General features: G+C 28.9%; 11 protein-coding genes. 4 read left to right on the forward strand and 7 right to left on the reverse strand.

Going from position 1 to position 20,633, the window contains the following annotated elements; genetic code table 11:
• Window positions 1–2 precede the first annotated feature (2 nt).
• From ABMY20_RS09955 to ABMY20_RS09970, 4 genes are all read right to left on the reverse strand, one after another.
• Complete coding sequence (locus ABMY20_RS09955; protein ID WP_349265200.1) at window positions 3–2,099, reverse strand: hypothetical protein; 2,097 nt, start codon at window positions 2,097–2,099, stop codon at window positions 3–5.
• Window positions 2,099–6,814 carry a hypothetical protein gene (locus ABMY20_RS09960; protein WP_349265201.1) on the reverse strand — a complete coding sequence of 1,572 codons (4,716 nt, stop codon included), beginning with the start codon at window positions 6,812–6,814 and terminating at the stop codon, window positions 2,099–2,101. Before ABMY20_RS09960 ends, ABMY20_RS09955 begins: the two co-directional genes overlap by 1 nt.
• 267 nt (window positions 6,815–7,081) lie before the next feature.
• On the reverse strand, window positions 7,082–8,308 hold the full coding sequence (gene manA / locus ABMY20_RS09965; protein WP_349265202.1) for a mannose-6-phosphate isomerase, class I: 1,227 nt from the start codon (window positions 8,306–8,308) through the stop codon (window positions 7,082–7,084).
• A gap of 49 nt (window positions 8,309–8,357) precedes the next feature.
• A complete protein-coding gene (locus tag ABMY20_RS09970; protein ID WP_349265203.1) occupies window positions 8,358–9,566 on the reverse strand; it encodes a response regulator in 1,209 nt (402 codons plus the stop codon).
• Window positions 9,567–9,746: 180 nt separating this feature from the next.
• On the opposite strand from ABMY20_RS09970, the gene ABMY20_RS09975 reads away from it, so the two are divergent.
• The 3 genes from ABMY20_RS09975 to ABMY20_RS09985 are packed head-to-tail and all read left to right on the forward strand — an operon-like array spanning window position 9,747 to window position 15,561.
• Window positions 9,747–12,836, forward strand: coding sequence for a hypothetical protein (locus tag ABMY20_RS09975; protein WP_349265204.1), 3,090 nt, complete (start codon window positions 9,747–9,749; stop codon window positions 12,834–12,836).
• 2 nt (window positions 12,837–12,838) lie between these two features.
• On the forward strand, window positions 12,839–14,050 hold the full coding sequence (locus ABMY20_RS09980) for an Ig-like domain-containing protein (RefSeq protein ID WP_047788958.1): 1,212 nt from the start codon (window positions 12,839–12,841) through the stop codon (window positions 14,048–14,050).
• Window positions 14,044–15,561 carry a cellulase family glycosylhydrolase gene (locus ABMY20_RS09985; protein WP_349265205.1) on the forward strand — a complete coding sequence of 506 codons (1,518 nt, stop codon included), beginning with the start codon at window positions 14,044–14,046 and terminating at the stop codon, window positions 15,559–15,561. Before ABMY20_RS09980 ends, ABMY20_RS09985 begins: the two co-directional genes overlap by 7 nt.
• Here the strand turns inward: ABMY20_RS09985 and ABMY20_RS09990 are convergent.
• The 3 genes from ABMY20_RS09990 to ABMY20_RS10000 form a co-directional block, all read right to left on the reverse strand.
• Entirely contained in the window at window positions 15,551–16,768 is a 1,218-nt protein-coding gene (locus tag ABMY20_RS09990) for a glycosyltransferase (RefSeq protein ID WP_047788960.1), read from the reverse strand. The genes ABMY20_RS09985 and ABMY20_RS09990 overlap by 11 nt on opposite strands.
• A gap of 103 nt (window positions 16,769–16,871) precedes the next feature.
• The gene (locus ABMY20_RS09995) at window positions 16,872–18,122 is read right to left on the reverse strand and encodes an oligosaccharide flippase family protein (protein WP_159491302.1); all 1,251 of its coding nucleotides are present in this window, start codon (window positions 18,120–18,122) and stop codon (window positions 16,872–16,874) included.
• Between the two features lie 19 nt (window positions 18,123–18,141).
• Complete coding sequence (locus ABMY20_RS10000) at window positions 18,142–18,420, reverse strand: STAS domain-containing protein (protein WP_159491304.1); 279 nt, start codon at window positions 18,418–18,420, stop codon at window positions 18,142–18,144.
• Window positions 18,421–18,560: 140 nt separating this feature from the next.
• On the opposite strand from ABMY20_RS10000, the gene ABMY20_RS10005 reads away from it, so the two are divergent.
• Window positions 18,561–20,633 carry a tetratricopeptide repeat protein gene (locus ABMY20_RS10005; RefSeq protein WP_159491306.1) on the forward strand — a complete coding sequence of 691 codons (2,073 nt, stop codon included), beginning with the start codon at window positions 18,561–18,563 and terminating at the stop codon, window positions 20,631–20,633.

Below are 20,633 nucleotides of genomic sequence, written 5' to 3' on the forward strand. Positions count from 1 at the left end.
AATTAATACTTCACTTCTATCTTTTTTATTTGTCCTAAACTACCATCTACAAATACTGGGCGTAATATATAAGTGTATATATTATTTGGTTTTACATTTTCATCCACTATTCTATTCGTACTTGGTAATACATTTTTTAACAAGGATACTTTTTCATCTTTTTTCCCTTTGTAAATCATTATCTCTACAATAGCTTCTTCATTTACAGTTTTCCAAAACAATTCTATAAAAGCATTCGTTCTATCAACATAAGTATTCAGTCCTTTAATACCTTTAAGTAAGATAAATCTTGGCACTTCTATGGTTGTATGTTTTGTATTTATAGACTGTAAATCACTTTCATCAACAGCCTTAATTAAATACTGGTAAGTTGTATTTCCTTCTACATTAGTATCCTTCCAATTTGTATATTCAATATGTAAGGTATCCTTGGGTAGTGTAGCTATTAAATTCCATTTTATACTATCTCTAACTCGTCTATACACCTCATGCTTTGCTATATCATTACTCTGACTATTGGCCCAAGTTAAATTTACCGTCTCTTTTTCAACATTGTATGATGTTATTACTGGTGGTGCTGGCGGAATAAAGTCTGGTTTTTTTAATATTAAAACATCTGAATATTCAGACATATTATATCTCTTATCTACCGCTACAATTTTATAATATACTTTATTGTTCAAACTTTTTACTGAAACACTATCGTAAAAAGTTGTAGCATGATGCGGACTAACTGTAATCTGTGAAAACTCTTCTTTAACATTATTTCCTTTGAAAACTCGATACCCCAACATATCTGGTTCTATATTTTTTTTCCATTTTAGGGTAACCACTCCTAAACTATCTACCTCTCCCTCTAAACCTACTGGTTTTACTGGAGGAATAGAATCTACTGGTTGTACTAGCACAGGATACGATGTCCTACTATTTCCTTGCTTACCTATAGCGGTAATCGTAAAGTAATTTGTTGCATCTAGCTTATCATATTTAACTTTTCTTATTTTTCTGGAAATATTTCTTACGACAGTTTCGTATTGTCCATTCGCTTTATTACTTTTATTTAATTCAAAGCCTTTTATAAAATCAACACCTTCTTCTAAAAACTTCCATTCTAAAACAACACTTTTATTGTTATTTACAATTTTTTTACTTGAAATTTTTGGTACATAAGGCAATACCTTTACTCCTTTACCTGAAATAACTTCTGAAGGAGGGCTTAGTTCTCCAAACGGAGTTCTTCCCTTTACTCTGTAATAATATGTTTTATTATTTTGAATAGAATCTGTATAGTAAATTCTCTTAGTATCTACTCTACCACCACTATTTAATGTTGTGTAGGGTAGCTTATTAAGTTCATTAAAGTTTATACCATCTTCTGAACGTTCTATAAAATAACTGTTAAACTTATTTTTATGAATTGCATAATTCCAATTTAGCATTACTTTTTGATCATCAAAAATAGCTGCTAAATCTAGCGGTTTTGGCAGATTTTGGTAATCTTGAAGTCCAACGAATACACCTCCATCTTTAATCTTCATTTCTTCTTTCGGTACTAAAGAAAAAACTTTATAAACATATTTTTCTGTAGATTTTACCTTTAAATCTTCAAATCCTAGTCCTGCTAATTTTGCCACTTCAAAATCCTGATCAGCCACATACAATGCCCAAGTAAATCGTTGTTCTTGTTCTTGAGACATGTTTATAATTCCTTGTAAAGAACCAACTCCTTCTACATCAAAACTTTCTCCAAATAATGATTGAGCCATAATAGCTGCGTTGTTATTCTTCTCTATAATGTCAATCCATTTCTGTAGTTCTGCAGGTTTAAAAACTCCTAAATCTTTCTCTATAGGTTTAGATAATGTCTGTCCACTAATACTAATAGTATACCTTTTTAACCTATAACCATACTTTGCCAACTTTCTAAAGGACATTGGGGTTGTAGCTCCCCAACGCAACATAATTTTATGACTACTATGTGGTCTTGCTAATACTTTTATTACATTCTTATTTGTTTTTATTTCTTGTGAAAAAACAACTAATGTTGAGAGTATAAAAATTAGCGAGAATATTATATTTATTTTCTTGTTAAATAGCATTAAAAAGGGTTTTTATATTTAAATACTGTACTTGTTCCTAATACTCCTCCAGGCATAACATATTGCATTTTAACTTTATATTTTCCTGACCATATTGCAGGGAAAACTCCATTAATTATATAATTGTACTTCTGTATTTGTGATGCATATTCAGTAGGATCGTTTAAATACTTATTAACCACTTTATACTGTATATCCATAAAGTCTCTCTTATAGTGGTAAGGTAAATTATATCGATAAGGAATTCGTTTGCTTAATAATGAGAATGTTGGGTTACTTCTTAAATATGGTACATACCAAGTTAAGATATCAATTCCTTTTTTAGGGGGTATCCCTAAATCTTTTATATCTCTATTAACAGTAAATTCAGGTTCTAGAGGATATTTTTCATAAATTAACTGGTAAATTCTGTCTTCATAATAATTATCATCTAGAATTGCTTCTGCTTCAATTAAAGGCTGTTTATTTGAATATTTACCTCCTTCTAACTCAATTCTATCAAACCTTTCCGACTCCCTTACGTCTGTTTGAATAGCATGTACATCAGAATAAATAGGTTCTAAATAGTGTTTAACTACTCTTTTATCATCTATTTTTTTAGCAAACGTATTATACTCACTTGTAGAAAAGTCATAAGTCAATAATTCTGTTACAGCTTTGTCATTAACCATACTTTGTACCTCTTTATTTTTAACCTCTACGGTATTACCTTCATAACCGGTATCTTGTTTCGTATAAGAAGTCTCGTTTACAGAACCTTCTCCTGTATCTGGTGAACTAATCAATTTCAATGTATATTTCTTTTGATTATTAAACTCTCCAAGCTTAAAGTTCACTTGTCTATCTCCTTTGCTATAAGAAACCAAGTTCACAAAATTATGTCCCTCTTCGTTACTATATACCACTTTTTGTTTCCAATTAGTTTCTGGAGTAAATAGGTAAGGTTGACCTCTTTTTAATTTTACATACCCCATTGTACTTTCATTTTGATAAAAGTACTTCTGATCTATTACAGGATATGTATATACTATATTTTCAACTGGAATATAATCTGGTGCTACTCCTGTAATAAAAGTTCTTTCTTCAATCTCTTGTGCTTTCTTTCCATTATGCATTAATGTAATCCAGCTTCCTGATTTTAATTCTTGAAAACTCACCGCCACTTTTACTTGAATAGTTTTTTGTGGTGGTAAAACATCAAAGGAAACAAAATTCACTACATCTTGTGACTCATTCCATTCTAACTCTCCTTCAATTACTTTTCCATCACTTTTTACAATAAACTCATCTAGTAAAATTCTATATGTTTTTATTCCTTTATCATCTTCAAGTTCAAAAGGTTTATTTATCTTCATATTAAATGCAGATTGTGGTGCCGTAAAGACATCTACCTCTATAGCATCGTTATCAGGTGTTACTCCTGAAATTATTTTCATCCCTCCTAATGGAGCTCCTCCAATTATTTCACATTCATCTCCAATTTCAATTTTAAATCTAAATCGACCTCTTATCAGCCCACCTAACACATTAAAATGACCTCCAACATATCCTCTAAACCAACTAGGATTTGGTAATTTTGCCTGTAGTAATACTGCTGCTCCAGCTTTTATTATTGGTATTCTTGCCTTGTAAAACCATAAATTAACTCGTATTCCTAACTCTCCTTCTAAATAGGCGTAAGCCTGTCCGTTTGCGTACCAACCATCTATACCAATCTGTCCACTTCCTTTACAAGCAGTTTCTCCATAATCTTTAATCATGATATCAAATCCTAATCCTGCTCTAAATCGGGCATAAAACATTAAGAAATTCATGTTTCCTGTATCTAGACTAAAGTCCATACCAATTGCAAAACCTCTACCATCTCCTAACGCATTCAAATCTCTCATATAGTCCAGACTATTTAAGTCTACTCCTAAAATATCAGCTACGGCTTGTGGCGGTGGTGGACTTCCTGGTATTTTATCTCCAATCATTAAATAGGTTGTTGCACTTACACTTAAACCTCCTATCCCAACTCTAAGTCCTATACGATCTTTGGGAGTGCCCATGTGTAAATACCAACCATCTGGACCTGTATGAAAAACTGCCCAACCAGCTCTACCTCTATCTCCAACACCGCTAAAAAAATTCCCTGGAGTATTTACATATACTTCCATTTCACTATGAAAAGAATTATTCACAAAATCCATTTCCATAGAAAAATGAGCATCAATTCCCACATCAAAAGTTAATCCGTCCTGAGGAAACGAGACTTTACTATACTCTACTAAGTTTGTTTCTTTTAAACCTTTAACTATCTTATTATCTGCTAAATCGTTTATTTTACTTTCAAGGTTGTTTAGTTTTTCTTTGAATTTATCTGCAAACTCCAATTTATAACCTTTCATAATATGTGCTTCTCCAAAGAAAAATATCCTATTTAAACCTCCATGAGTATTGAATGCCATTTCAAAACCTACTTTTCCATTAAAGGCTCCTTCATTAGCCAATGCAAATCCTAACATTGCTCTAAATCCTAAACCTGAGTTAGCATCTGGAGCATAATCCATCCCCGAAGGAGGTTTTGGAGTCTTAACTGGTACAGGGTTTCCTTTATGATCCAGTTCTCCTTGGTATACTAATTTAGGCGGGTTAGATGTCTTTTTCATATGGTAATAAGCTCCACCACCAAAGCCATTAATTTCAACAGGTCCAATCATAGGTTTAGTCTTCAACGAAGATAAATCAGCATAAGCATCAACATACCAATACCTTACATCTGTTTTCCCAAACCAAGCTGTCGCTTTTACATTGATGCTGTTAAAATCAGCCTCTAACTCCCCGTAAAAACCATTACCGTAAATTGGGTCATTATCTTTAATATCAACTAACCCTTTAAACTTAACACTTCCTAAATCGGCTTCAACATTTATTCTTTGAATATCTATTCCATCATACTTCCATCTATGCGTATTACTCCTATCTTCAAATTTTCCTTTAATTTTTAGTTTTGTACTTCCAGCAAACCCTTTATTCATTAAGTTTACATCCAACGCAAAACCTAATCCTATTCTATTATCATTGGCTGTTAGTCCTATTTCTGATATTGTTACTGGAAAATTTCCAAACTTCACATCATCTTTATACCCCATGTAATCAACAGAAAAATATGGAGATTCTGTTTGCAACTGAAGGTTTTCAAATGTGATACCTTTAAAATCAACCAACTTGCTTCCATTACTGTTTTCCTCTCCAATAGTTAAACTACCATATAAATTAGCCTTGGGTCTAAATTTACCTTCTTTAACCTTAAGTGTTACACTAGAATTTGACTTTAAATGTGCTTGTGCCATCAAAACAGGAAAATGCAACCCTTCTTTTGCGATAGGCTCTAAAGCCAAACTATAATCATCATTTCCAACATCTATTATAGCGGTATATTTAATAGCTTTTCTTATTCCTTTTACATGTTCTGTTTCATTAATTATATCTTCTTTTGTAACTTTTCCTGAAGTAGGCAATGCTACATGCCCTCCAAAACCACCTCCTGTTATCTTGTTTGCTATAAAAGATGCATGTAAATCAGATACGGAAATTTGCCAACCTGAGGCTATTCCCTCTTCAATAGAAAAAAGATTTTTTACTGAGAATTGCCCTGTTATTCCTTCGCCATCAATTAGAAATTCTTTTGCTGAAAAGCTAAGCCTATTTTGTTCATTTCTTTTCATAAACTCCTTAGGCGCAATAATTTTTATTTCTTCTATAGATACTCCTCTCCACAATTCTTCATTCCCAGGAACTAGGTACTTTTCTTTATATCCTTTTGGAAAATTAACATTATCAGAATTTCTAAGATCACTAAAGTCAAAAACAGCATTTTTAACTTCAAAGATTAAGCCTCCTTTACCTCTACCTGTTGTAGAATTTTTATCCTTAATTTGAAATGGATGACTGAAGTTTATCTCAGCAATGATATCGTTCCAGTCTGACACTACTGTTTTAAAAGAGCCTTTTACTCGTGTTCTTGTATCTTGAATAACAGTATTATTAGAATCTAAAGGTTCTAATAAATCCCTAGAAAATAAAATATCAGCTGCTACTCCTATCTCTTTAATCCCAGAACAATCTATGGTAACATAGGTCTTGTTTTCTACAATACCTGTCTTCATATTAAAGCCTCCCTTTAACTCTAATAATCCTTTGTTACCTTGTATTGGAATTGCTACATCTCCAAATAACGATATGTTAGTATCGCCATAAATTCCCCCATTATGAGATATTTTTATGTTATCAGCCCCAAAGAAAAGTTCTTGCTGCTTCCCATTAGCTCCTAGTTGCCCAATTGTTAGTTTTGCAAAAAGTGTTACTTCTGTATAATCCGGAAAAAATTTAGCTTTGCTAACTCCTAATATCGCTGTGTTTTTCCCTATTCTCTTTTTAACACCAACAGGCAAGCTAATCATATCATCAGAACCTAAAACATCTACATAGCTTCCAGTCTTATGTATAGCTTCAAAAACAGAAGCAGCTCTTGCTATAAGCGTATCCACCTTAGGGTCTGAGTAATTATTTTTAACATAATCGAAATCAAACTCTCCTTTTACTTTAGAAGAAAACTCAATCAATTTAGGAAGTGCTTTTTCTGACCTAGAAATACTATCTAAGGGATTATCGGTTGAAGAAAAAACTAATTGAGAAAATACAACAAAAAAGAAAAAAGTAATTTTTTTCATAAGCAATAAGGAGTTAACAATTTCATTTTAGCCGTGCAAACATATGCAGTAATTTGCTGTTTTCCAAAGTTGAAGAATAAAAAAATTCACATTTTTTTAACATCTTGACTCTTACTACAATTTCTCTTAACTTTTTATTGTTACTTAATTTTAAAAAATAAACTCACCTAGCCTGTAAAAATAGTTACAAGCTAAATGAGTATTATTTGTGTATTATTAACTTTATGACTTAAAATTAACAATCAACTTTTAAATATTAAACTAATTTTAATAAGGTACTTTTGCCTTGTAAATTGTTGCTTTCTTTTTAGAAGTTATTTTATAAATACTTCCTGCTTTTAAGAGGGCTGATTGTCCCTTTTTTAAATTTAAAACAGATTTTGTTTCTACTATTTCTATCTCTCCATCAATGACTATTAAAATTTCTACTGATCTAGATTTTGCCTTGTATACTTGACTTTCTCCAATATTAATTTTACTCAATTCAAAATCTTTTGCTTCTGTCTCATACACTCTTTCTAAATTATCTTTTTTCAAACAACCATACAAAACTTCTGGATTTGTTTCTTCAAAAACAATATTCTTTAATAGCTCAGCAACATCCACATGTTTTTTTGTTAAACCTCCTCTTAAAACATTATCTGAATTAGCCATTAATTCTATATTTTGACCTTCTAAATAAGCATGGGGTACTCCCTCTTTTTGGAAAACAGCTTCTCCTTTATTTAATTTCATTATGTTAAAAAAGTATATAGAAAAAATTCCTCTATCTAGTTTTTTATTATTTGTAGATTCATCAACAACTTTTGCTGCCCAAAAGTCAGGACTATTTTTATCTAATTTTTTGTTCTTATATAATGGAGTAATTCTATCTATTAAAGGTTTTAATATTTCATATACTTCTTCATTTGATTTTTCCATCACATTTTTATATAATCCAAAATATCCTTCTTCTTTAAATATATTAACTAACTTTTTAAATTCTGGTGTTTCTTCTAATCTTGCTATTAATTTACTTTTGGGTAAGAAACCGTGTAATAACCAAAATTCACTCAAAGCAACCATAATTTCCGGCTTGTGATTATCATCTTTATAGTTTCTGTAAGGTGCTGTTAATGGAATTCCTAAAATATTTTCTTCCTTAAATCCTTTTTCTGCATTTTTTTTTGAAGGATGAACCTGAATTGACAATGTCTTTTTTACATCTAACACTTTAAATAAAAAAGGTAATCTTCCGTATTTTCTTGCTACTCTTTTACCTAAACATTTTTTTAAGTTTCTTTTTAAAAAATTATCTAAAGTTTGATTTCCAACAGATGTTTTTATTATAGATGGAGCTTTTCTGTGTGCTCCTAACCAGTACTCTGCTATTTTTTTTCCGTCGTTTTTTCTTTTTAACAACTTTGTGATATAATTATCACCTCCCCAATCATAATTTTGAATCTGGCCTGTAAGCGCTAATAAATTAAATGTTTGTGTAGCTTCATTAATCATATCTTAATATTTTAATAGTTACTTGCTAAATCTTTTTATTTATACTTGCTTAGTTATTCAAGGTTATTGAAAATTCTTCCATTTTCATTTTACCAATTAGCGTTGAGTCTTTCTTTTTTTTTACTCTGTAATTCCATGCTATTTGACCTAATTGACCTATTATTTTTATAGAATCTTTCATAGAAAGCTTAGACCCGTCTGCATGTATCCATCTTTTTAAAGGTTTTTCACACATCATTTCTCTTGCTTTTTCAATTTTAAAATGCTTTTTAATTCTTAAAAAAATCTCTACATCAAATAACCATTTTGTAATAAACTTTTCTTTAAATGCGATATCAATTACATCTTTATGAAAAATTTTAGCTCCACATTGTGTATCTTTAAAATCCATTGATAATATTTTTCTTATAATAAAATTAATGGTAAGACTAATTATTTTTCTAGCAGATTCTTTTGTTATATTAGCCCCCATTCTAGTAATTCTTGATCCGCTAACTATTTTAAAGTTAGATTTTTCAATTGTAGAAACTAAGTCATCAAAATCTAACAAGTCTGTAGATAAGTCTGCATCTAAAAAACCTATATAATCTAAATCTTTAAAGTTTGCCATGTGTAGCATTCCTTGTCTAACAGCCTCTGCTTTACCTCCATTTTTTTCGCAATTGTATATTGTTATAAAATCTTCTCTTCCATTTCTCAAATTATTTAGCACGTCTAAAGTTTTATCTGTACTTCCATCATTTACAAAACATAAGTGATACCCTGAATTCTCGTCAATAAAACTGGTAAACTCTTTACTTAGTAATCTTTTCTCCTCATTGTAACAAGGTATTACTACCCCAACACATCTTTCTTTAATAATAAGATTATTTTGTTTTTCTATACTTACTATATTTTCAGGAGCCCCTATTAGCCTTTTCACTCTAACACAAATTTCATTTAAGCTTAATGGCTTTTTCATGTAATCATCAATTCCTAAATCAAAACCTTTAGTTATCATTTTATCATCTGTATTTCCTGATAATACAATTACTGATGTAGACGGTTTTTTAGAGTTTCTTATATAATCTATAACCTCCATACCCGATATTGTTGGCATATTCATGTCTACTATAACTAAGTCTGGTTGAAATGAATCATACAATTTCATACCTTCAAAAGCATTCGTTTCAGTTTTTACATCATAACCTAACTCTAACAATCTCTTCTTTAGGGGGATTAATATTAGCTTTTGATCATCTATAGCTAGTATTTTCATAATTAAATTTTTAACAGTTATTTGATCCAAAAATAGCTATGTATCTTTTTTTTAATGACTTACAACACTTAAAGGGATGTTTTCTTTAGACGAATGGTAGTTTACTTTAGTTAAACAAAAAATATTATATCTTTAAATCGTTTATATTTACAATAACAAAAGCTAACTATATAAATTTCAATGAGAAAGGAATCAAACAAACTTTTAATATTAGCGCTTCTTTTGGGTATAGCTTTTCATGGTTCTTTTATCTTTTTTACCTTAGAAAACACATATGATGCTCTAATACATTTGTTTTTTGCAGAGCATTATGCAAGTAATTGGTTTGAGCCTTGGAACTACAAATGGTATACTGGATTTACGGTAATGAGCTACCCACCTCTGGTACATCAATCAATTGCTGCTTTGTCGTATATAGGAGGGTTAAAATTTGGGCTTTTTACTGTAGCTATAATAGGCGTTATACTTTTTATTTCTGGTGCATATCGTTTTTCTCTACTTATAACTGCTAATAAAAAAATAGCTGGTTATGCAGCAATTACAGCTGCTCTTTCTTCTTCTTTTTTAGAAACACTACATATTTTTGGACAATTACCCAGTATTATTGGTGTTTCTGTTTTAATGCATGCTTTACCCGAGATTTATTTGTGGTTAAAAACAAAAAAATATAAATATTTACTTACATCTCTTTCTTTAATTTCAGTTACTGTAACCTCGCATCATGTTACTCCTATTTTTGGAATGGTATTTTTTATTTTACCTTTAATAGGAATGGTTATTATGGATGTTTGTTTTGATGAAGTTAAATCGTATAAGAAAATTACATTTAAATTATTCTTAGTTAAATTTAAATCTCAGTTTAAGTATAATATCCTTTTTATAATTTTAGCTCTAGTAATCATAGTAGGGTGCTTACTACCTTACTGGATTAACTCTAAAAAAAATCCTATTACACAAATTCCAATACCACATGGTTCTAGAGATAATTTTCTAGAAGTTACATCTTCTGGTTTGGTTTTTTTTATGATTCCTTGGGGAATACTTTTAGTTTTTCTTCCTTATTTTTTTTATAGATATTTTAGTAAGCGTTTTTTATTTATTGGTATTTCTTTTACTATGCTTTTTATTTTAGGAACAGGAGGTACTACCCCAGTTCCTTTAAAACTTTTGGGCGAAAATGCTTTTAATATTTTAACCTTAGATAGGTTTACCCTATGGGCTTCTATTATGGCAATACCACTTTTTGGAGAAATAACCTATCACTTTATACATGGTGATTTAAAAAACGTTATTCATAAAAAATTAGGAAGAATTTACCACCGTTTACTTGCAGGATTAATAGCCTCTTTATTTTTATTTACTATTATTTTTACAATGAGTCTTGGCTATTTTAGACCATCACAGCCTCAAAAAATAAAAATGTTGCCTATTATTAACTTTCTAAACCAAGATCAACACGACCAATGGCGTTATCTTACACTTGGTTTTGGAGATCAAATGGCATGGTTATCTGCTCAAACAAACGCTATGACTGTAGATGGAAATTATCATTCTGCAAGACGTTTACCAGAACTTACAACAAGGCCTATAGAACGACTTGAAAATTCAAAATTCAAAGGTATTGCCGGTATTGGATCGCTTCAACAATTTTTAACAACTCCAGAAAAGTATAATTTAAAATATATTTTTTCTAATGATAAATTTTATGATCCCATCTTATATTTCTGTGGTTGGCAAAGATTATCTCCTTTAGAAAACGGTATAATAGTTTGGGAAAAATTAAACATTCCACCTCTCTCTTCTATTTTACCAAAAGAAGATGTAGCTATATGGCAAAAATTACTTTGGGGAACAGTTCCTTTTCTAACTGTTATTTTCGCTTTACTTTTAAATGTCAAGAGTTTATTTAACAAGCACATAAAAATGAGAAAGAATACTTACTTGCTATGTATTGAAGCCTATAAAAATTACTCTGGATTTACAAAAAAAGTATTACCCTTTGCTCATATATGGTTACTGTTTTTAACTGTTATTTCTTTTTTTGGTATGTATAAATTTTATCTTGAAAACAATACACAGCAATCGCCCGAAAACCTTGTAATATCTTATTATGATGCTTTAGATTTTAAACAATTTGAAAAAGCTTACAACCTTATTAATCCAAAAAGTAATATTTCAATAGCACAATATATGTTAGAAGTCTCTGTTACTGATGGTTTATTAAGCTCTTATGCTAAACTAGACGCTTTAAATACTGTTGTTACTAAAAAAACAGATAGCTTAGCTACTATAACTGTGCATACAAAATGGATTACACCTTTAGAAAAAATTAATAAAACAGATTATAAAACGGCTATTAAACTAAACGGTAAATGGTTTTTACAACCTGATGTAATTGATTTTGATTTACCTCCTGATCAACTTTACTCAAATAATAAAACAGGATATTTTAATCAAGGAAGAAAAAGAATTACAACTGAACAAACTCACCATGAAGATGTTTTAAAACAACCTGTTTTAGAAATCGTTACAGCTAAGCTCGTGAAATTTGATAATCATTATGCTATTATTGGTGAAATACAAAACATAGATAATGTACCTGCAGATGTTGTTATTAAAGGTACTTTATATAATGATTCGAATAAAAAATTAGCTACTTATAATGCAAAGTATCATATAAAACATAAACTAATGCCTAAAGAGATTAGTTCTTTTAGGATTAATTTTGAAGGTATAGCCTGGTCCAAAACACTTGATTCCATACCAAAAACATTTAATCCTGATGAGTTTACACCTATTGAGTTTGAAGAGCAACCTACTAAATTCAATTTACAAGCAGCTGGAAATGTTTCTAATTCTGATTTATATAAAGACCTTGCCTTAAGTGAGCTTATTATAGAAGAAAAAAACATAAAAGGAACATTGTTTAACAGTGGAATTCAAGAGATTACCGTACCTCAATTAATCATTACATACTATAATAAAGATAAAAAAATAGCTTGGGTAGATCATTTATTTATTAAAAGTGGCATTAGACAACAACGCAAAAAACATTTTAATTATAAATTGTTAGAAGATAAAAAAATCATATTTATTAATGATGATATGCAAAATTGTTTTGTTAATGGACTTCCCAACGAAGAAATCTCTAACAAATTGATTCCAAATAGGGTTAAAAATCACGCTTTTTCAGAATTGCAAAAAATTTCACACCCTAAATATAAATATGTAAAAATTGAAATGAATAACTTTATAGGAAATCCAAAGTAACGATGTTTAAAAAGAAGTTTTTTTTTAGTATCACATGCTTATTTATTAGTTGTGTAAACGCACAATACAATGAAAGTAATAATACAACTTTAAAGTTATTATCCACAAAAAAAGAGTTTTTAGCAGGAACTTTAATTCAACTAAAGTTTAATACTCATAAATCTACAAAATACAAACTATATTGCGCTAATAGTTATGGTAGCACTATAATTACCCCCTCTAAAAAAGATTCTTTAATCTTTGATATTCCAATGTTTTTAAGCAAAAAAAAAGGGATCATTAACTGGTCACTCATTAATACTGAAAAAGTACTTTCTGGTAAGATTACTATAATTGCACAAAATAAACCTACATTTATAGAAACCTACTTAGGTCCCCCTAGTATAGAAGCAGGTGGAAAAGATTATGCAATGATTGTTACCATACCAACAGATATATTGGACAATCCTCTTAAAAAAAACACCCCTATTACAATAAATCAACAATTTTTAACAGATACCCAAAAAGAAAAAGTATTTACTAAAAACTTAATCGCATACAAAAACATATACTCTCCTACAAAAAGCGGTAGAGTTTTAATTTCTTCAAACTGTTTTAAATTACACTCTAAGGAATATGATATTAATATAATGCCTGCAATTCCTGTTAATTTTAACGTTTTTGCTAAAAGACATCACAAGTATGCAGATGGAAATCAAATTACAACCTTATATACATCACAATTAAAAGACACTAATGATAATATTATAAGTGATGGTAGTTTTGTAGATTTTTTTATTACTAATAGTAAAGGAAATGTATTGAAAACATCAGGTACTACTATCAACGGTATTGCTACTGCAAAAATAGTTCATCCAGATTATGAAGATCAATGGTCTGTAAAAGCTTATGTTATTGGAATTGCTGAAAGTGATAGGATAATATTAGATTATAAAAAGGCTATTAAAAATTATATAGTTTCTTTTACTGAAAAGAATCGAACTATTAGTATAGGACCATTACAAAGTTTTATGGGGCAAATGATACCTGATGGATTAAAGGTTAAAGTTTCACTATACCAAAACAACATCTTGATACAAGAATTCATCAAAGAAACACAAAATGGTTATGTATATTTTAACTTAAACCCTAATATTTTACCAAAAGGGATATATAAAATAACTACTGACGCTGCTGGTATTTACAAAGAATTTAAAAACATAGAACTATGGTAGGTATAGATAAAAACATAATGCGTTCATCTTTAATAATATTTTACATTATTATTATTTCTATGCTCCTTTTTTTAATTAGCTCTTTATACAGTTACCTTAACACAGGTGCTGATAGAAGTAAAATATTACACACCGAATTAAAAGATATTCGTAATTACATACCTAAAATAACCTGGGTAAAAGATGGAAATGAAGGTAGAATTATGGATACACAAACCTTAACTGAAATTGAAAAAGATTATTTAGATGGTTGGTATGTTAAACATATTGCTTATAAATCTAATCTTACTACAGGTATAAACGATTATTACACTAAAAATGCTCGTAAAAATATACAGAATATCATTAAATATAACGATTCACTAAACATTACAATAGACGCTACAACTCTAAAGCATAATCCTGATATTGTTTTTTTTAGTGAAGACGGACAATTAGCTGTTTTAGAAGATAAAAATGTTTTAGAGTATAAAAGAATCATTAAAAATAAATATAATATTTATGAAACTACAGAGTTTTCAAACTATAAAGCTATTTTGTTACTTGAAGATGGTTTTTGGCGTATAAGACATTTAGTTAAAGAAGGTTCATCTTCTTTTCAAGAAGATTTAAAGAAAACAAATCTAGAATATACTAATATTAAAGGTATTAATTATTACCCTCAAGCTACTCCATGGAGCATGTTTGGTGATAATTTTGAATTAAAAATTATTGAAGAAGACTTTAATATTATGAAAAGAGCAAATTTAAATACTATTAGGATATTTGTTCCTTATGACGATTTCGGGAAGGAAAATGTGGATGAAAACAAATTAAAAAAACTCAATTTACTATTAAATTTAGCTCATAAAAAAGGAATAAAGGTAATTGTTACTCTGTTTGATTTTTATGGAAATTACGATGTGCTAGATTGGACTTTTACCTTCAAACATGCCGAGAAAATTGTTTCAAAATTTAAAAACCATAATGCCATTTTAGCATGGGATTTAAAAAATGAACCTAATTTGGATTTTAAATCCAGAGGGAAAGAAAACGTTATTCCTTGGTTAGAGCATTTATTATATTTGGTTAAATCCATTGATACAAAACACCCTGTAACTATTGGCTGGTCAAACACTGAAAGTGCTCACCTTTTAAGTGATAAATTAGATTTTATTTCTTTCCATTATTATGATAATTTAGAAATGTTTGAGAAAAAGTATAAAAAGTTAAAATCTAATTTGCCTAACAAACCCATTGTTTTAGGAGAGTTTGGTATGTCTTCATATAGTGGTATATGGAATTTTTTTGAGGGGTCTGAAAAAAAACAAGCTGAATATTTTAAAAACATGCAGCATATTTTAACAACAAACAATATTCCTTTTCTTTCTTGGACTTTATACGATTTTAGTAAAATACCAAAGGGCGTTGTAGGTAAACGCCCTTGGAGAGTAAACCCACAAAAAAAATTCGGGTTTATTAAAAATAATGGGGAAAAGAAACCTTCTTTTAAATATATTTCTAAACAGTAGAATTGGTTACTAAGTTTTTTGATGTTATTTTTTTTGTTTCTATAATTTTAGAAAACTCTTCAAGATATAAACTTGCTATTCTTTCCATAGGATATTTTGTTGCCGCCTTATAATTTGTTTTACCTAATTCTACCCTATAATTTTCATCTATTACGATTGCTTCTATTGCTTTAGCTAAACTTGTTACACTTTCTGGTTCGAAGAATTCACCTTTATAACCTTCATCTTTTACAAGCAATGCTAAATCTCCTAAATTAGGCATTACAACTGCTTTTCCATAACTTCCAGCTTGATGTAAAACTCCAGAACTGCCTGTTGTAGAGGTATAAGGAAAAACTACTACAGCACTTTCTTTAAATAAATTTTCTACTTCATTTTCTTCTACATATCCTGTGAAAACAATCTGAGATACATTTTTATATTTTTCCTTTACTCCTTCTAAATACCCTTTTACATTCGGATTATCAGTACCAGCTATAACTATTTCTAAATTCAATCCTGTTGTACTTCTCACTACTTCAACTGCTTCAATCATAGCCTCTACTTTTTTGTAAGTTCCAAATTTTCCAAAAGTCATTATTTTCATGGGACCTTTTGGCAACTCGTAACATGGTTTTTTTGGAATTTCAAATGTACCATGAGGTATTAACTTTACATTCTTAACTTTATATTTTTCTTTTAAAATCACTGCATATTTTTCAATAGTTACAGCTACAGTATCTGATTGTAAAATTAACCTTGTTAAACAAGTACCAATAAAGTTATAAGTTTTTTGTAAAAGCTTATTAGAAGTAAAACCTGCGCTCTTTAAATCTACCTGCTCTAAAATATTATGTAACAAAGTTATTGTTGGTATTTTTTTTAGTTTACAAACCAGTGGTAAAGTTAAGCCTAAAGCTGCAGGAATTTTCTTGTCTCCAAACTTCATAAATTGTAGGTTAAATAATATAGCATCTGGCTTTACTTGATTAATAGCTTTAGTTACTGTTATAATATTAAATAAACTATTAAATTTCCAACATTCTTTTACTGTTACTTTGCAGCCATTTTCAATAAAACTAACATCTTTTATTTCTTTGGTTGTATCTGTTAACAATATAAGCTCCGTTACTTCTTGTTTTTGTCTAAAGTTTTTAACTAAATGATATGCATATTCATTTAACGTTACTTTACTTGGTGGATATGCTGTTACAATTGCTAGTCTCATGGTTAGTATTGTTTAATTTACATTTCAAAGATCCTACAAAACAACAAGTTAAGCCCTTTTTTTAGTTGAAATACAGATATCTGTAGTTTAATGGTATTAATGTTTAGATGTTGTTGGTTTTTTTAGTATCTCTTAAAAGAAAATAACTTAATTGTAAACTTAATAATAGTGTCATTGCTAAAATTTGCATATTTACCACTTGACCTAATGTGTTATGATACAATACTATAAAGATAATTTGTAGTAACCCAAAAATACCAGATGCTACGACTGGTATGTATTTATCTAAAGATAGATAATAGTATGCAAAAACGTTAGATATTGCAAAAACTCCCGTAGCAAGTGCGTACTTCCATAATAAAGGAGCTATAGCTATATAATCTTTCCCAAATAATATTAATACAACTTCTTTAGGAAAAAGAGAGCATACAGCAACTAATACCACAATTAGCAATGAAATATAACCTACATTTTTTAATAAAATTGAACGTGTGGGTTTGCCTTCCTTTTTTAATTGTACTACTTTTGGTAACAATAACATTACAAACATCCACGTTACAAAATAAACCACCCTACCTATTAAAGCTAGTGAAGCATATAAACCTGCATCATAAGTCTCAAAATAATGTTTTACCAATAAAATATCACTATTGTTAATAATTATTTGAGTAAGCTCATAAAAAACAGTAATTAAAAAAAAGCTACGTATCATTTTTCTTTGAGATACACTTAATTTAATTTCTTTTATTGGTTTTATCTTTTGAATCTTGAAAGGTATTAACCCAAATAAAAAAGAGCAAAAAATACCTATTGCAATAAGTATTGATGAATCTATTTCTAAAAAATATAATAATATTAGTGTAAACACCAGTCTACTTATCATTTCTAATTGATAAGTAACTGCTAAAGCTCCAAATTTTTTTTTACCCTGAAAAAAACCTCTATTAATACTCATTAAAAAGTATAATGGAACCCCTACTCCAAAAATAACGAACATATTAGATGTTGTTGTTTTAAAAAAAAGTTGTAAGTCTTTAGAATAATAAACTATTGCTATACCTAAAACAACTCCAGATATGACAGCTATTCTATTCATCTTATAAATAAACGACTTAAGAATTTTTTGCTCAAATATCACAGAAAATTTTGCTGTAACTAATTGAAAAGTCATAGCGACAAAAGAAAACACTAATAAAAAAGTTATCATAATTGCTGCATCAGCAAACTTTTCTGGCCCAAGAATTCTACCTAGTAATAGGTTATAAATATAATTTCCTCCATTTACTAAAAGAGCACTTATCATAAATAAATGCTCTGAGTTAATTCTATAATTATTTTTTGTTATTGCTATCATACTGATTGCTATTTTGTTGTTAAGCTACTTGTGAAGAATAAAAATGATCATAAACTTCTTTGCATCCATACCCTACTACAGAGAACATTTTATGCTGTTTTAATGCAATTGCCATTAATGTTTTAATAGCATTCAAGCCTGTTACTCCAATCTCATTTACGTTATCAATGTTAATTACAACATTTTTACACTTTTCTATACAGTACTCAAAATGAATTATGAAAGATCTAACTGTTGTACTGTTAATTTTTCCGTTTAAATAAAAAGTTCCGTTGTTTTCTGAAATTTGTAAAGCCATGATTTAAAGTTTTTATAGGTTATTAACACTACAAATATCTCCTTAATATCCTCAAAAAAAACAGTTTATCGACGAAAAACAATTTACTTTCGATGAAAGATTAAATACTAATGCTTAACTTGCATTAACAAAAAAATAATATGAAACTTAAATATATTGCCCCTCTAATATTTTTTTTTATTAGTCTACATAGCCTTGCTCAAGACATGCAACAAGGTTACACATATTTAGAGACAGGTAAATACGATAAAGCTCTTGCATTTTTTAAAGAAATTCTTAAAACATACCCAAACAATAAAACTGCAAACTTATGTTATGGAAGAGCCGTTGGATTAAACGGAAATCCAACAAAAGCTGTTTTATTATTTGAAAATTTATTAAAAAAATTTCCTAATGATTTTGAAATTAAGATAAATTATGCAGAATCATTATTATGGGATAACAATTATACCTTTGCTAAAAAATATTATGAACAATTATTAAGAGAAGCTCCAAAAAACTTTACAGTACTTTTAGGTTATGCCAACACCTTATCAAACTTAAAAAAATACAAAGAAGCATTAATATACATTAACAAAGCATTAATCATTTCCCCAAAAAATAATAATGCTTTATTATCTAAAAAATACATTCATTTAGGTTATGCTAATTTCTTAAAAAATAACCATAAATACACTATTGCTGAAAACTACTTAAAGAAAAACTTACATTTTTTTCCTAATGATAAAGAAACATTACTCAATTTAGCAGAACTATACCTTATTTCCAAACAATTAAAAAAAGCTGAAGAAACATACCTCGCTATTGGTAGTAATCCCCAAAATTATTTAATTTCTTTAAATGGTTTATCACTCACAAATCATTTAAATTTTAAAGAAAAGGAGTCCTTAAAAATTAGTGAAAAAGCTATTAAAAATATACATATAACTACCGATGCTAAAACTATAAATCAAACAAAAGAAAGATATATACAAGCTTTGATTTGGAATCAAAAGTATAGTTTGGCTGAAAAAGAAATAAATAAACTGTTAGCTACAAAAGAAACTCCAGAAAACTGGATGCTTTCTTTAAGGGCTACCTTAAATATTTATAAGAGTGATTTTAAAAAAAGTCTTACTGACTATAATACTATTTTAAAAAAAGACACTGCTTCTTTTGACGGTAATCTTGGTAAGGCTAACACATTAAAAGCTCTTGGTTATTATAAAAAAGCTTACAATAGTGCATACAGAACTCTACAGATATATAACAACCAAAAAGATGCCTTAAATTTTATAAATAGTTTAAATAAAACCTTTACTCCTTTTACAGAAACTAAAGTATTATACTCTTTTGATAATGGTAATAATAACGCTTATTCTTTTTTAACCAACGTTGAGTTTCCAGTAAATACTAAACTTAAATTTTCAGCTAATTATACCTACAGAACAACTAATAATTCTGATACCGAAGATGAGGCTACTTCCAATAACCTTTTACTAGGAGCTTCTTATCAACTTAAAAACAACATTACTCTCAATGGTAGTATTGGAATAACTTCTTCTACCACAAAAGTAAATTCTTACAAACAGTTACTTACAGATGTAAGCTTACACATAAAACCTTTTAAACTTCAAAATTTAAGTTTTGCTTATAAAAGAGAAGTTCAAAATTTTAATGCTGCTTTGATAGCAAGAGAAATTGTTCAAAATAATTTTGTTGTTAATTATAACTTAAATACTAACTTTAATTTGGGATGGTTTACACAATATTATTACACTTCACAAAATGATAATAATAAAAGAGATTTACTTTTTACATCTTTATACTACAATGTATTAAAGAGACCTTATTTAAAGATAGGTCTTAATTATCAATATATTTCTTTTAAAAATCAAGTTCCAATACTGTATTTTAGTCCAGAAGAGTTTAACGCTTCTGAGCTCTTCTTAAACATAATTAAAAATGAAAATGATACTAAAACACATAAATGGTTTTATGAATTAACAGCAGCTGTAGGTTATCAATTTATTGAAAATAACGAAAAACAAAGTACTTACCGTCTTCAAGGTAAAATAGGTTATAAGTTAAATAGAAGAAGTTTTTTGAACGTTTTTGGAAATCAAAGTAATATTGCATCTACTACAGCTGCTGGTTTTGTTTTTTCTGAGGTTGGAATTCGTTTTAAATGGTATTTATTCAAAAAACCTCTTTTTAACAGTCAATTATTTTAA

Origin of the sequence: Tenacibaculum sp. SSH1-16, assembly GCF_040104435.1 — a bacterium.
Taxonomy (GTDB): domain Bacteria; phylum Bacteroidota; class Bacteroidia; order Flavobacteriales; family Flavobacteriaceae; genus Polaribacter; species Polaribacter mesophilus.

Coding starts and splice junctions, on each gene's coding strand:
- ABMY20_RS09995 (WP_159491302.1), bottom strand. CDS start 18,122: ATGATAGCAATAACAAAAAATAATTATAGAATTAACTCAGAGCATTTA.
- ABMY20_RS09955 (WP_349265200.1), bottom strand. CDS start 2,099: ATGCTATTTAACAAGAAAATAAATATAATATTCTCGCTAATTTTTATA.
- ABMY20_RS09980 (WP_047788958.1), top strand. CDS start 12,839: ATGTTTAAAAAGAAGTTTTTTTTTAGTATCACATGCTTATTTATTAGT.
- ABMY20_RS09985 (WP_349265205.1), top strand. CDS start 14,044: ATGGTAGGTATAGATAAAAACATAATGCGTTCATCTTTAATAATATTT.
- ABMY20_RS10000 (WP_159491304.1), bottom strand. CDS start 18,420: ATGGCTTTACAAATTTCAGAAAACAACGGAACTTTTTATTTAAACGGA.
- ABMY20_RS09960 (WP_349265201.1), bottom strand. CDS start 6,814: ATGAAAAAAATTACTTTTTTCTTTTTTGTTGTATTTTCTCAATTAGTT.
- manA (WP_349265202.1), bottom strand. CDS start 8,308: ATGATTAATGAAGCTACACAAACATTTAATTTATTAGCGCTTACAGGC.
- ABMY20_RS09970 (WP_349265203.1), bottom strand. CDS start 9,566: ATGAAAATACTAGCTATAGATGATCAAAAGCTAATATTAATCCCCCTA.
- ABMY20_RS10005 (WP_159491306.1), top strand. CDS start 18,561: ATGAAACTTAAATATATTGCCCCTCTAATATTTTTTTTTATTAGTCTA.
- ABMY20_RS09990 (WP_047788960.1), bottom strand. CDS start 16,768: ATGAGACTAGCAATTGTAACAGCATATCCACCAAGTAAAGTAACGTTA.
- ABMY20_RS09975 (WP_349265204.1), top strand. CDS start 9,747: ATGAGAAAGGAATCAAACAAACTTTTAATATTAGCGCTTCTTTTGGGT.